The 13,620-nt window shown below is 71.5% G+C and carries 10 protein-coding genes; 5 read left to right on the top strand and 5 right to left on the bottom strand.

Going from position 1 to position 13,620, the window contains the following annotated elements; genetic code table 11:
- Positions 1 to 21: 21 nt before the first annotated feature.
- Positions 22 to 819, bottom strand: coding sequence for an endonuclease I family protein (locus ACIODU_RS17215; RefSeq protein ID WP_401768297.1), 798 nt, complete (start codon positions 817 to 819; stop codon positions 22 to 24).
- A gap of 456 nt (positions 820 to 1,275) precedes the next feature.
- On the opposite strand from ACIODU_RS17215, the gene ACIODU_RS17210 reads away from it, so the two are divergent.
- The 4 genes from ACIODU_RS17210 to ACIODU_RS17195 all read left to right on the top strand — a co-directional run bounded on the left by ACIODU_RS17210 (position 1,276) and on the right by ACIODU_RS17195 (position 7,314).
- Positions 1,276 to 2,508 carry a lectin gene (locus ACIODU_RS17210; protein ID WP_401768726.1) on the top strand — a complete coding sequence of 411 codons (1,233 nt, stop codon included), beginning with the start codon at positions 1,276 to 1,278 and terminating at the stop codon, positions 2,506 to 2,508.
- Positions 2,505 to 3,902, top strand: coding sequence for a ricin-type beta-trefoil lectin domain protein (locus tag ACIODU_RS17205; RefSeq protein WP_356426978.1), 1,398 nt, complete (start codon positions 2,505 to 2,507; stop codon positions 3,900 to 3,902). Before ACIODU_RS17210 ends, ACIODU_RS17205 begins: the two co-directional genes overlap by 4 nt.
- 122 nt (positions 3,903 to 4,024) lie before the next feature.
- Positions 4,025 to 6,184 (top strand): RICIN domain-containing protein, encoded by a 2,160-nt coding sequence (locus tag ACIODU_RS17200; protein ID WP_401768724.1) that lies wholly within the window; start codon positions 4,025 to 4,027, stop codon positions 6,182 to 6,184.
- A gap of 242 nt (positions 6,185 to 6,426) precedes the next feature.
- Positions 6,427 to 7,314, top strand: coding sequence for an NAD-dependent epimerase/dehydratase family protein (locus tag ACIODU_RS17195; protein WP_401768295.1), 888 nt, complete (start codon positions 6,427 to 6,429; stop codon positions 7,312 to 7,314).
- 39 nt (positions 7,315 to 7,353) lie between these two features.
- Here the strand turns inward: ACIODU_RS17195 and ACIODU_RS17190 are convergent, their stop codons facing one another.
- The 4 genes from ACIODU_RS17190 to ACIODU_RS17175 all read right to left on the bottom strand — a co-directional run bounded on the left by ACIODU_RS17190 (position 7,354) and on the right by ACIODU_RS17175 (position 12,922).
- The gene (locus tag ACIODU_RS17190; protein WP_401768293.1) at positions 7,354 to 7,821 is read right to left on the bottom strand and encodes a hypothetical protein; all 468 of its coding nucleotides are present in this window, start codon (positions 7,819 to 7,821) and stop codon (positions 7,354 to 7,356) included.
- A gap of 76 nt (positions 7,822 to 7,897) precedes the next feature.
- A complete protein-coding gene (locus tag ACIODU_RS17185; protein WP_356426970.1) occupies positions 7,898 to 8,425 on the bottom strand; it encodes a sigma-70 family RNA polymerase sigma factor in 528 nt (175 codons plus the stop codon).
- Between the two features lie 173 nt (positions 8,426 to 8,598).
- Entirely contained in the window at positions 8,599 to 11,541 is a 2,943-nt protein-coding gene (locus ACIODU_RS17180; protein WP_401768291.1) for an AfsR/SARP family transcriptional regulator, read from the bottom strand.
- Between the two features lie 403 nt (positions 11,542 to 11,944).
- Positions 11,945 to 12,922 carry a hypothetical protein gene (locus ACIODU_RS17175; RefSeq protein WP_401768289.1) on the bottom strand — a complete coding sequence of 326 codons (978 nt, stop codon included), beginning with the start codon at positions 12,920 to 12,922 and terminating at the stop codon, positions 11,945 to 11,947.
- A 180-nt stretch (positions 12,923 to 13,102) separates the two neighbouring features.
- On the opposite strand from ACIODU_RS17175, the gene ACIODU_RS17170 reads away from it, so the two are divergent.
- Complete coding sequence (locus ACIODU_RS17170) at positions 13,103 to 13,414, top strand: UBP-type zinc finger domain-containing protein (protein WP_356426961.1); 312 nt, start codon at positions 13,103 to 13,105, stop codon at positions 13,412 to 13,414.
- Positions 13,415 to 13,620: the final 206 nt, after the last annotated feature.

Genomic DNA, 13,620 nt, shown 5'->3' with positions numbered 1-13,620 from the left:
TACGGCGGTGCCGCGCCGCGCTCACCAGATGGACTCCACCCATTCGGGGTGGTCGATGAACGGGTTCCGGTTGCGCTGGTACGACGTGTATATGACGTCGTTGCGGCGCTTCTCGAACGTGTCCGGCGGGTCCTGGTCGTTCCACCGCTTGAGCACGGACAGCTTCCCCATCAGGGGGTTGGAGCCGTTGTTGACCCTGTCGTTGGCCTCCAGGTCGGCCCACGCGTCGTCACCCTCGTACCGCACGGCCATGTACAGGATCATCCGGGCCACGTCGCCCTTCACGGCGTTGCGCGGCTCGAAGGAGTCGGAGTCGGTGTAGTTGCCCGGCGCGCCCGCCACCGCGCTGCCGCCCAGGTCGAAGTCCTTGTTGCCGCGTGTCGAGTTCACCCCGACCTCGCTCGGCCGCAGGTGGTGGATGTCGGTGCCGGGTCCGGCCGACGTACCGAAGCCGCCGTGGGACTGGGCCCAGACGTGCTCGCGGTTCCAGTCACCCGCGTTGCCGCCGTTGCTCGCCTTGGACTGGGACTTCCCGGTGTAGAGCAGGATGACGTTCGACTTGTTCGCCGGGTCCTCGTCGGTGACCTTGAGGGCCTCCCACACCGCCGCGTAAGAGATCTTCGTCTGGTTCTTGATGATCGCGTGCAGCGCCGTCCTCAGCTGCGGCCCGGTCTTGCCGAGCGCGCTCTGGTAGTACGTGTCGTCGAGCGCGGCCCGCGGGGTCGCGGCGGGGGCCGCGGCGGCGGTGGTGGCGAGCACCGCGGTGGCGGCGCAGAGGGCCAGCAGCGTGCGCCTGACGGTGTGTCGGCGACGAACCATGTGGGGGTTTCCCTTCGGGCGGGACCACCACGGCGCACGATTCACAGGGTCGGGAGTGGCACTGTGGTGGTCGTGCGGAACGGTTCAGCGGGAGCCTTCCACAGGACCTGTGGACCTGGAGTGAACGCACCGTGTTGGTCATGTGCAGGTCAAATCTATGAGCCGGGTGGGGTGGGAGGGTGTCTTGTGGCGGCCCGTCAGGAAGAGGAGCCGTGACCGGGTGCCCGGTTGTGCCGGGTCTGCGGCCATATCGCTGGGGGGCGGCCCCGGATGCGCCGAACTTTGGTCCATACCTATCCCTTGACGGCCCCACCTCCTCTCCCTTAAATCAAGTATTGAAATAAGCGCCCGAGACGGCATCCCCGATCTTCACACCTCTCGGCGTCCGGAATGTCATGCGCATGCCCCCCACATGAAGTGAAGTGATGACCTGTGCGAACCCCCTTGCGGCGCCGGATGGCGCTCTACGGCCTTGCTCTCCTGTGTTGCGCGAGCGCCGTCGCGGCCGGCCCCGCGGCCACCGCGGCCCCCGCACCGGTACCGGCCGCCGCCGCGGCGGTGACGTTCAACGACGACTTCAACGGCCCCGCCGGCTCCGGCGTGGACGGCAGCAAGTGGCAGTTGGAGACCGGCGACAACGTCAACAACCACGAGCGGCAGTACTACACCTCGGGCACCAACAACGCCGCCCTCGACGGCGCCGGCAACCTGGTCATCCAGGCCCGCAAGGAGAACCCCAACAACTACCAGTGCTGGTACGGCCGGTGTGAGTACACCTCGGCACGGCTGAACACCGCCAACAAGTTCAGCGCGCAGTACGGGCGCGTCGAGTCCCGCATCAAGATCCCGCGCGGCCAGGGCATCTGGCCCGCCTTCTGGATGCTCGGCAACGGGGGCGGCGGCTGGCCCGCCCAGGGCGAGATCGACATCATGGAGAACGTCGGCTTCGAGCCCAGCACCGTCCACGGCACGCTGCACGGCCCCGGCTACTCCGGTTCCGAGGGCATCGGCGCGGGCTACACCCTGCCGGGCGGCCAGCAGTTCGCCGACGCGTTCCACACCTTCGCGATCGACTGGGCCCCGAACTCCATCACCTGGTCCGTGGACGGCAACGTCTACCAGCGCAGGACGCCCGCCGACCTCGGCGGCGACGCCTGGGTCTTCAACAAGTCCTTCTTCATGATCCTGAACCTGGCGGTCGGCGGCTACTGGCCCGGTGACCCCAACGGGAGCACGGTCTTCCCCCAGTACATGGTCATCGACTACGTCCGCGTCACCACCAGCGACACCGGCACCCCCGGCACGGGCAAGGCGATCAGGGGCCTCGGCGGCAAGTGCGTGGACGTCGCGGCGGCGAGTTCCGCCAACGGCACGCCGGTCCAGCTGTACGACTGCAACGGTTCGGCCGCGCAGCAGTGGACGGTCGGTAGCGACGGGACGATCCGCGCGCTCGGCAAGTGCCTCGACGTCAAGGACGGCAGCGTCGCCGACGGCGCGCAGCTCCAGATCTGGGACTGCACCGGCGCCAACAACCAGAAATGGGCCACACCCGCCGCGCTGGACATCGTGAACATCCAGGCGAACAAGTGCCTGGACGTGCCGAGCGCCAACCAGGCCAACGGCACCCGTCTCCAGATCTACACCTGCAACGGCTCCGCCGCGCAGAAGTGGACGGTGAACGCCTCATGACGCGCGTACGGAAGTTCCTCAAGCCCCTTGCCGTCCTGGCGGCCCTGCCGCTCGCGGTGGGCGCCTCGATCGTGAGCACCTCCACCCCCGCCGCGGCGGCGACCGGCACGATCACGGGGCTCGGCGGCAAGTGCGTCGACGTGGCGGCGGCGAGTTCCGCCAACGGCACCGCCGTTCAGCTGTACGACTGCAACGGTTCGGCCGCGCAGCAGTGGACGGTCGGCACCGACGGGACGATCCGCGCGCTCGGCAAGTGCCTCGACGTCAAGGACGGCAGCGTCGCCAACGGCGGCCAGCTCCAGATCTGGGACTGCACCGGCGCCAACAACCAGAAGTGGTCCGTCTCCGCGGCCCGCGACATCGTGAGCACCCAGGCGAACAAGTGCCTGGACGCCACCGGCAACAGCTCGGCCAACGGCACCCGGCTCCAGATCTGGACCTGCACGGGCACCGCCAACCAGAAGTGGACCGCGCCCGCGGCCGGCGGCGGTGGCGGCGACACCCCGCCCCCCGCGCCCGGTGCCATGGCGGTCGCGCCGTACCTCTACAACGGCTGGGGCAACCCGCCCAGCCCGGTCACGATCATGAACGCGACCGGCGTCAAGTGGTTCACCCTGGCGTTCGTGCTCAGCAACGGCTACTGCAACCCGCAGTGGGACGGCGGCCGTCCGCTCACCGGTGGCGTCGACCAGCAGACGGTCAACGCGGTGCGCGCCGCGGGCGGTGACATCGTCCCGTCGTTCGGCGGTTACAGCGGCAACAAGCTGGAGAGCTCCTGCTCCAGCGCGGGCGAGCTGGCGGCGGCGTACCAGAAGGTCATCAACGCCTACAGCCTCAAGGCGATCGACATCGACCTGGAGGCCGCCGCGTACGACAACCCGACCGTCCAGCAGCGGACGATCGACGCGCTCAAGACCGTCAAGGCCAACAACCCGGGCATCAAGGTCTACGTCACCATCGGTACCGGCATCAACGGTCCCGACACCAGCCTGATCAACCGGGGCGCGGCGGCCGGCCTGACCGTCGACAGCTGGACGATCATGCCCTTCGACTTCGGCGGGGCCGGCCAGAACATGGGCACCCTCACGCTCCGCGCGGCCGAGGGCCTCAAGACCGCGGTCAAGAACGCGTACGGGTACAGCGACGACACGACGTACCGCCGGATCGGCATCTCCTCGATGAACGGCATCACCGACGTCAACGAGACGGTGACCGTGGCGGACTTCCGTACGATCCTCGCCTACGCCCAGCAGCACCACCTCGCGCGGCTGACCTTCTGGTCCGCCAACCGCGACCGGCCGTGCCCCGGGGCGTACCCGAACAACGACACCTGCTCCGGTGTGAGCCAGCAGGCGTGGGAATTCACCCGCACGTTCGCCCAGTACGCCGGCTGAGCCACTAAGGAGCACCAGTGAACTCACGCACCGAGGGCGGCGGGATCCTCCGCCGCCGGACGGGACCGTCGGTGACGACGCTTCTCGTCGCGGCCGCGTCCCTCTGCACGGCGCTCGTCGCGCTGCCCGCCCAGGCAGCGCCGTCGAGCGCCCCGCAGACGGCACCGCGGGCGGCCAAGGCCGCCGCGGCCCTGCCCACCGGCTGGGTCAACGTCGTCAACAAGGGCAGCGGCAAGTGTGTCGACGCGGCCGCCGCCGGCACGGCCAACGGCACCGCCGTCCAGCAGTACGCCTGCAACGGCACCACCGCCCAGAACTGGAGCCTGACGGACACCGGGAACGGCCGTGTCAGGGTCGGCAACCGCAACGCCGCCAACCAGGTCTGGGACGTCAAGGACGTCTCCACCGCCGACAGCGCCGCCATCCAGCTGTGGCTGTACAGCAGCGGCCTCAACCAGCAGTGGCAGCCTGTGGAAGAGGCGGACGGGGCCTACCACTTCGTGAACGGCAACAGCGGCAAGTGCCTCGACGTGCCCGCCGCCTCCACCGCCGACGGCGTGGTCCTCGGGCAGTACACCTGCAACGGGTCCGCCGCCCAGTCCTTCCGGCTGACCGCGGCCGACACCCCGCCGCCCGCCGGCACCCCGGACCTCGGCCCCAACGTCCAGGTCTTCGACCCGTCGATGCCGGCCGCGACGATCCAGAGCCGGGTGGACGCGGTCTTCCGCCAGCAGGAGACCAACCAGTTCGGCACCCAGCGCCAGGCGTTCCTCTTCCGCCCCGGCAACTACAACAACGTCAACGTCAACGTCGGCTTCTACACCCAGGTCGCCGGCCTGGGCCTGAGCCCCGACGACGTCAACATCGGCGGCACGGTGCACGTGGAGGCCGACTGGTTCCCGCCGCAGAACGCCACCCAGAACTTCTGGCGCAGCGCCGAGAACCTCTCCGTCACCCCGCCCTCGGGCACCGACCGCTGGGCCGTCTCGCAGGCCGCCCCGTACCGCCGTATGCACGTGCGCGGCAACCTCGCGCTGGACGACGGCGGCTGGGCCAGCGGCGGCTTCATGGCCGACAGCAAGGTCGACGGCCAGGTCCGCTCCGGTACGCAGCAGCAATGGCTGTCCCGCAACACCGAGTGGGGCAGCTGGACCGGGCAGAACTGGAACATGGTGTTCGTCGGCGCGCGGAACGCGCCCGCCGGCACCTTCCCCAACCCGCCCTACACCACGGTCGCGACCACCCCGCAGATCCGTGAGAAGCCCTTCCTGTACGTGGACGCGGCGGGCGCCTACAAGGTGTTCGTCCCCGCCCTGCGCAACAACTCGTCCGGCACCACCTGGGGCGCCGGCGCCCCCGCCGGTACGTCCCTCCCGCTGGACCAGTTCTACATCGCCAAGCCCGGCGCGAGCGCCGCGGACATGAACGCGGCCCTCGCCGCGGGCAAGAACCTGCTGGTCACACCAGGTGTCTACCACCTGAACCAGACCCTCAGGGTCACCCGCCCCGACACGGTCGTCCTCGGTCTCGGCCTCGCCACTCTCATCCCGGACAACGGCATCACCGCCGTCTCCGTCTCGGACGTCGACGGCGTGAAGGTCGCGGGTCTGCTCATCGACGCGGGCCCGGTCAACTCGCAGCGCCTGATGGAGGTCGGCGCCGACGGCTCGAACGTGAGCCACGCGGCCAACCCGACCTCGCTGCACGACGTGTTCTTCCGGATCGGCGGCGCGGGCGTCGGCAAGGCGACCACCAGCCTGGTGGTCAACAGCCGCAACGTCATCGGTGACCACATGTGGATCTGGCGAGCCGACCACGGCAGTGGGGTCGGCTGGACCACCAACACCGCGGACACCGGCCTGATCGTCAACGGCGCCGACGTCACCATGTACGGCCTGTTCGTCGAGCACTACCAGAAGCACCAGACCATCTGGAACGGCAACGGCGGCAAGACGTACTTCTACCAGAACGAAATGCCCTACGACCCGCCCAACCAGGCGGCCTGGATGAACGGGAGCACCCAGGGGTACGCCGCCTACAAGGTGGCGAACACCGTGACGAGCCACGAGGCGTACGGGCTCGGCAGCTACTGCTTCTTCAACGTCAACAACGGGGTGACCGCGGAGCACGCCTTCGAGGTCCCCAACAACGTCAACGTGAAGTTCAAGAACATGGTGACCGTGTCGCTCGGCGGTGTCGGGACCATCCGGCACGTGATCAACGACAGGGGCGGCCCGTCGAACTCGTCCACGAACGTGGCGAACCTCGTCAGCTACCCGTAACACCGCACCACCTGACGCACCACCTGTCACAGCACCCAAGGGAGGCCCCGGGCGACCCGCGCGAGCGGACGCCCGGGGCCTTCCCGCTGCCTTCCCGCCGCCCTCCGTCCGGCCCCCGCCGACGGGCGCCGATGCCCTGCGGACATCACCATCGACACAAGAGGTCTTGGACGGATCCCCGCCCCCCGGGCGATCGTGGAGGAGCCGGCCACACTCCGGGGCCGGGCTTTGGGAGGCACAACATGTCAGTCACCAAGGTGTTCCTCACGGGCGCCACCGGCTACGTCGGCCGGCCCACCGTCGCCGCACTGCTCCGGCGGGGCATCACCGTCACCGCGCTCGCCCGCAGCGAGCACTCCGCGCGGACCCTGTCCGGCCTGGGGGCGGAACCGGTACGGGGCACCCTCACCGACACCGCCGTCCTGCGCGAGGCCGCGTCCCGCGCGGACGGCGTGATCCACCTGGGCTCCGACCCCGGCCCCGGCGGCGACGAGGTCGACCGCGCCGCCGCCGAGGCCCTCCTCGACGGGGTCGGCGCGGGACCGTACGTCCACACCGGCGGGGCCTGGGTGTACGGCGACACCGACGGGGTCGCCGACGAGGACGCGCCCCAGAAGCCGCCGGCCCTCACCGCGTGGCGCCGGGCCAACGAGGACCTGGTCCTGGCCCGCGCGACGACCGGGGGTCACCCCGTGCTCGTCATGCCGGGCGTGGTCTACGGCCACGGCGCCGGACTCATCGACATGTTCTACACCGCCCCGGCGCGCGAGCGCGGCGCGGCGCCGGTGATCGGCGACGGCCGCAACCACTGGGGCGTGGTCCACGTCGACGACATCGCGGAGCTGTACGCGCTGGCGCTCGGCGCGCCCGCCGGGTCGGTGTACGTGGGCGTCAGCGAAGAGTCACCGACCCAGGCCGACGTCGCGGCCGCCGCCGCGGAGGCCGCCGGACACCCCGGCCGCACGGAATCCCTGACCCTGGAGGCGGGCCTGGAGCGGATGGGGCCGATCGCCGAGGCCTTCGCCCTGGACCAGCGGTTGACCAGCGCCCGGGCCCGCAGGGACACCGGCTGGCAGCCGCGTCACGTGGACGACGTACTGACGGAGATCGCGCGGCCCACCCCGGCCTGAGCGGGCGGGCCCCGGCGTCACCACCGCCGGGGCCCGTTCTCACGCCAGGGGTTCGACTTCCAGGAACCGCCGCCTGCGGGGACCCCGGTACAGCAGCGCCTCCCACCCCAGGCGCCCCAGCTCCGCCGCCGCGCAGCCGCCCAGCGCCCGCTCCTCGTCCTGGGCGGCCCCGCCACCCGGCGGACCCACCCACTCCACCCGCACGGTCCCCGGCCGCTCGCCCTCCCGCACGTGGAAGCCCGTCGCCACCCGCCGCCCCGCCGCGTCCACCGCCGACGGCGTGATCCCCGCCGCCTCCAGCACGAGCGCCACGGCCCGCACCGGCCGCCGCCGCTCCCACGCCGCCGGTACGGCCACGGGGTCCCCGGACCCGGTGTGCGTCAGCCGCCGGATCTGGAGCAGCCCCTCCAAGGCGACCCGCACCTCGGCGGCCCGCACCTGGGGCGCCGCATTGGACAACAGCCCGTCGCCCGTCGCCGCCTCGAACCCGCCGTCGTCCCCCGCCATCGCCCGCGCCCCTCGGTCCCGTCGCCGTGTGCCGTCCCGGAGACTGTGCCACGGCGCGGGGGAGCGCGGGCGCGGCTCAGTTCGCGCCCTGCACCCGCCGGCGGAGGTTGGTCAGCGCGTAGTGCTGGCGGGACTTCACCGTCCCGGGCGGTATGCCCAGGATGCACGCCGTCTCCTGCACGGTCCGGCCGCAGAGGTACGTGTGCACCAGCACCTCGCGGTGCTCCACCGACAACTGCCGCAACAGGTACGTCGCGTCGACCGCCGCGAGCACGGAGTCCGCGTGGTCCCGCTGCGCCATGTCCTGGTGGTCGGTGCCCACCGTCTCGTACCGGTGGGGGGCGCTGCGCATGCGGTCGATGACCAGGTTGCGCGCGACCGTGAGCAGCCAGCCGCGGACGGAACCGTCCGTGCTGTACAGCCGCTCCGTGTGGCGCCAGGCGCGGATCATGGTCTCCTGGACGACGTCCTCGGCGAGCTGCCGGTCGCTCAGCAGCTTCTCGGCGTACGCGAGCAGCGCCTTCCCGTGGTCTGCCACCAGTACGTGGAGGAGCTGTTCCTGGCCGGCCTGTGAGGAGGCCTTCGGTGCCGTGATGGGCTTCATGTCCTGGTTCCTGAGGGGAATCGTGCCGGCTCCGGGCGGGAGCGCCACCGAGCCTAGGCAGGACCCTGTGCCGAAAAAGTGACGGAAACCCTCGGCCCCCGGCGTCGGACCCTCGGCGTCGGACCCCCGGCGTCAGGCCCCGGTGTCAGCCCCCCGGCGTCAGACCTTCGGCTTCAGACCCTCAGCGCCGGTGAGTCACGGTGCGACGGCTCACCGAGGCGGTGGAGCCTGTCCCGGACCGCCTCGGCGTCGGGATGGTCGAACCCGTCGAAGATCTCCAGCGCCCGCCCCCACGCCGAGGCGGCCCGTACCGGAGCCCCCAGCGCCGCCTGGGTGTCACCGATGTGCACGAGCGTGTCCGCCTCCAGCGGGCAGTCGCGCAGCTCGCGGTACAGGTCCAGGGCGTGCCCGTACGAGGCCAGGGCCTGCTGGTGATGGCGCAGGTGGTGATGGGCGTACCCCAGGCTGTCCCAGGCCGCCGCCTCGCCGTTGCGGTCCCCGATCTCCTGGTGCAGCGCCAGGGACCGGCGGCACTGGACGAGCGCCTTCTCGTACTCGCCGAGCAGGATGTACGTCCAGCCGACCTCGTTGGAGATGCTGCCGAGCCCGGCGGTGTGGGACGCCTCCCGGTAGAGCTCGGCCGCCTGCCGGTAGTGCTCCAGGGCCTGGAGGTGGCGGCCGAGCCGGTTGGACTGGAACGCCAGGTACCGATGGGTCCTGCCCATGCCGACCGGGTCGTTCAGCTCGCCGTACAGCTCCAGCGCCCGCGACAGCTGGGCCCGGGCCTCGTCGTGGCGCTTCAGCCGCCCGCTGACAAAACCGAGGACCTGGTGCGCGTGCGCCTGCCCGTACACGTCACCGAGCCGCTGCGCCGCCGTCACCGCGAAGGTCTGCATGGTCAGCTGCTCCTGCCAGCGTCCGCGCCGGTCGAGGAACAGCTCCAGGATCGCCGCCAGCCGCCAGCAGTGGCCGGTCGAGCCGTACCGGGCGTCCTGCTCGACGGACGAGAGCAGGACGGAGCGCTCCCTCTCGATCCAGTCCGCGGCCTCCCGCGCGTCGGCGAAGGCGAGCGGACCGGAGCCGGGCGCGGCCGGCGGCAGCGGGAAACGCTCCCGGTGGGGCGCCATCGACGTGTCGGCGGCCAGCGCGGTGTGCAGGTAGTGGTCCTGCATCCGGCGGCGGGCGGCGGACCGGTCGTTCTTTGAATCGTGCGCGTGCGCCAGCTCGGCGCCGTACGCCCGCAGCAGTTCGTGCGAGGCGAAGCGGCCCGGGGTCTCCTCGGTGAGCAGCTGCGCGCGCACCAGCTCGGCCAGCGAAGGCCGTACCTCCGGCTCCCGCAGGCCGGCCAGGCTCGCCGCCGCGGCCGTGGAGCAGCAGGGCCCCGGATGCAGGGCGAGCAGCCGGAACAGCCGCGCGGCGGCGGGGGAGAGGGTGCGGTACGACCAGGAGAAGACGCTGCGCGCGTCCGTGACGGGGTCCCCGCCGGCGAAGGCGTCGAGACTGCCGTGGCCGCGGCGCAGCTCGGCGGCGATGGCGGAGAGCGAGAAACCGGGGTGGACGGCGGCGCGGGCGCTGACGATGGCCAGGGCCAGCGGAAGACGACCGCAGAGGGCGACGATCTCGTCGGCGGCGCCGGGCTCGGCGGTGAGCCGGTCCGCGCCCAGGCGCCGGGCCAGGAACTCCCGCGCCTCGGGGATGGTCAGCACGTCCAGGGTGACGGGGCGCGCGCCGTCGGCGGCTATCAGCCCGTGGAGCTGGTTGCGGCTGGTGACGATGGCCAGACAGCCGGGCGCCCCCGGCAGCAGGGGACGTACCTGCTCGGTGTCCCTGGCGTTGTCCAGCAGGACGAGCACCCGGCGGCCCGCGAGGAGACTGCGGTAGAGCGCGGCCTGCGCGTCCAGACCGGTGGGGATGCGGTTCGGGTGCACCCCGAAGGCGTCGAGGAAGGTACGTATCGCGTCGGCCGGGTCCATGACCGGGCCGGTCGGGTCGAAGCCGCGCAGATTGACGTAGAGCTGCCCGTCCGGGAAGCGGTGGGCGACTTCGTGGGCCCAGCGCACGGCGAGCGTGGTCTTGCCGACCCCGGCCATGCCCCCGATGGCGCTGATCACCACGGCGGCCGGCTGCCCGCCCTCGCGCTCGCCCTCGTCGGGCAGCAGGGCGTGGCTCCTGGCCAGCTCGGAGCGGCGGCCGGTGAACGCGGACAGGTCGGCGGGCAGCTGCGCGGGCCGCACCTTGGGCGCGTACGTCCGCTCCCCGGCGCCCTCCTCGGGACCGGCCGGGTCGTCGTGCCGCCCGTCGGGGGTCTCTTTGGCCGGTACGGAGTCGTCGGCGTCCCCGCCGGAGTCCTCGGCCGGGGGCACGGGGGGCGGTCCGGCCGGCACGCTCTGCCGCAGGACCTGCTGCTGGGCGGCCCGCAGCTCGGGGCCGGGGTCCAGTCCCAGCTCGTCGGCGAGCCGGGACCGTACCGCCTGGTAGACGCCGAGGGCCTCGGCCTGGTGGCCGGTCGCCGCGAGGACGACGATCAGCCGGGCCTGGAGCACCTCGTCCAGCTGGTGGTGGGCGGCGGCGTGCCGGAGCGTGATCAGCACGCGTCCGGTGAGGCTCGGACCGGTCTCCAGCGCCCTCTCCGCGGCTTCCTTCACCACGGCGAGGTGTTCGCGGTCGACGGCGGCGAAGACGGGGTGCGCCTGGATCCGCGGGGGAATCCCGGTGGCCGTCGGGCCACGCCAGAGGCCGAGGGCCTCGATGAGCAGTTCGGTGGCGCCTGCCGGGTCCCCGGCCTCGGACGCCTGCCTGGCCTCGTCGCGCAGGGCGCGGAAACGCAGCAGGTCCACCGCGTCGGGGTCGACGTCCAGGCGGTATCCGCCGGAGCCCCGCACCAGCCGCCGGGAGGCCGCGCGGGTCGGCAGATCGGGCTCCAGGAGGCGGCGCAGCGCGCCCACGTGCCGGTGCACCACGTTCACCGCGCTGTCCGGAGGGTCCTGCCCCCACAGCACGTCGAGGATCTCGTGGACGGCCACCGGTTGTCCGGCCTGGGCGAGCAGCAGCGCGAGCAGGGCCCGCTGCTTCGGAGGGCCCAGTTCCAGCTCGGTTCCGTGACGCCAGGCTCTCACCGGCCCCAAAACTGTGAAACGCACAGTCGGCGAGTCTAGGCGGTCACTCCGCCCGGCGACGGCCCGGCGCACCCGTGGAACGGCAACGGGTCCGGTCCCGGGGTGAGTTGGCCGCGCGATAGATGCACGCAACAACTATTAACCGGATCCCGGTGCCCGTCCCGGTGACTGTACGGAGGCGACAAGAGACCCCGACCGGACGGGGGACGCCGATCGGGGTCGAATGAGGGGAGGGTGCGGATGGTGGTCGCCTCGCGGCGATGGGCTCCATGGGGCTTCAGCCGAACGATCTTCCCCATGGGCGATTCTCAAATGGGGCCCGGGGACACTGTTCCATCCGCATCCTCAGTGTGTTCAACGGCGGGCCCCCCGGAGAATGTTCCCGCCGCCTCCCGGACGGTGATCAGGACGGGAACTCGTCCTCGGGCACCTCGCTGGTCGTCGCGTTGCCACCGATCGACTTCTCCAGGGAGAAGGTCAGGATCGTGTACTGCGTGCCGCCGGAGACCTGGCGGGTGTGGAAATCCGCCGTGTCGTCGAACTTCTGGAACGAGCAGTCACGGGTGAAGGACCGCTTCGACGCGCTCCAGTCCGTGCCGGAGGCGAAGTACACCGTGTACCGGCCGTCGGCGACACGCCGGACGCTGGCGTCGCTGCCCTTCCGTATGTACACGGTGAAGTTCGTCCGCCGTCCCTCGGTCAGGGTGACCACCGCGTCGGACGAGGTGCCGTTCTTGATGACGAGCCGGCCCAGGCCCCCCTGCCGCCGGTCCTTCACGAGGGTGTTGTTGCCGAGGCGCCGGTGCTTGGCCTTTTCCGTACGGGGCAGCTTGAGGTCCACGGCGTAACCGAGCGTGGTCAGCGCGGCGTCGGCCTCCCGTACGGACGCCAGCGCGTCGTCCGAGCGCAGGGTGATCCGCGGCGAGGTGGCGCAGCGCCCGCCGCCCGATTGCGCGTCGACGAGGCTGGCGCCCAGGTCACGCACGGCGCCGGCGAGATCGCTGTGGGCGCTCCAGGCGTCGTCGGGCGCCCGCTCCAGGTCGAGCCGCCCGGCGGCGGTGTCCGCGGCGGTGCCGGCGGTGTCGAGCGCGGTGTCGAGGGCGTCGCCCTCGGCCGCGCGGTCCACTTTGCGGAGGGCGGTGTCGAGCGGGGCGACGATCTTGGCGAGGGCGTGGCGGTAGGCGGTGGGGTCGACGGGGGTGGGGGTGGGCGCGGGGGTGGTGGCCGCGGTGGCCGGGGTCTTGGGGTCCGCGCCGCCGTCCCGGCCCCCGCCTCCGTTCCCGTCCCCGGAACACGCCGTCAACGGCAGCGCGAGTGCCAGCACCGCACCGAGCGCGGTGGCGCTCCTTCTCCCCGCCCCGCGTGCACGTAAAAGCTTCACCCTGGTGCCCCCCGTCCCCCTGCGGCACCCGGTCCAGTGCCGTACACACAGCCTTGAAACAGCTTGATACCCAGGGCCTGCCCCCGCGATACCTCCCTGCTGGCGTCCGCGCGGGACCGGCCGTACGGTGAAGGTGCACTGACTCGAAGTGACCTGTGCGGTCGGACGGGCGGCGGCGATATGGCGAACAACGAAGAGCGGACCGGCGGGCTGATCTGCGGCCATCTCGCGGAGGTGGACGAGGTGACGCCCGACAGCGAGGACAGCTGCCTGGATTGTGTGGCGCTGGGGGACAGCTGGGTGCACCTGCGGGAGTGCCAGACGTGCGGGCACATCGGCTGCTGCGACTCGTCGAAGAACAAGCACGCGACGGCGCACTATGAGGCGACCGGGCATCCGCTGATCCGGTCCTACGAGCCGGGGGAGGGGTGGTGGTGGTGCTACGAGGACGAGATTGTGTTTGAGGTGGAGGGGATTGCGCCGGTGCGGTGAGGAGGGGGCGGGGGCGGGTGCGGGTTACTGATTGTCCTCAATCGCCGGACGGGCTTGATTTTGCCCACTGCGGCCCGGCCCTTATCTGCGGGTCGGTTGCCGGGGGCCGGGCAGGGGTCGTGTCCTGCACTGCATGTTTTACGTCGCGTGCGACCGGTCGTATTGATTGACGTTCGCCATGCGACACAAAACACGCTTTACGTTCC

The sequence above is a fragment of the Streptomyces sp. NPDC088261 genome, assembly GCF_044740805.1.
GTDB lineage: Bacteria > Actinomycetota > Actinomycetes > Streptomycetales > Streptomycetaceae > Streptomyces.
This window is presented reverse-complemented; position numbering and strand designations above follow the sequence as displayed.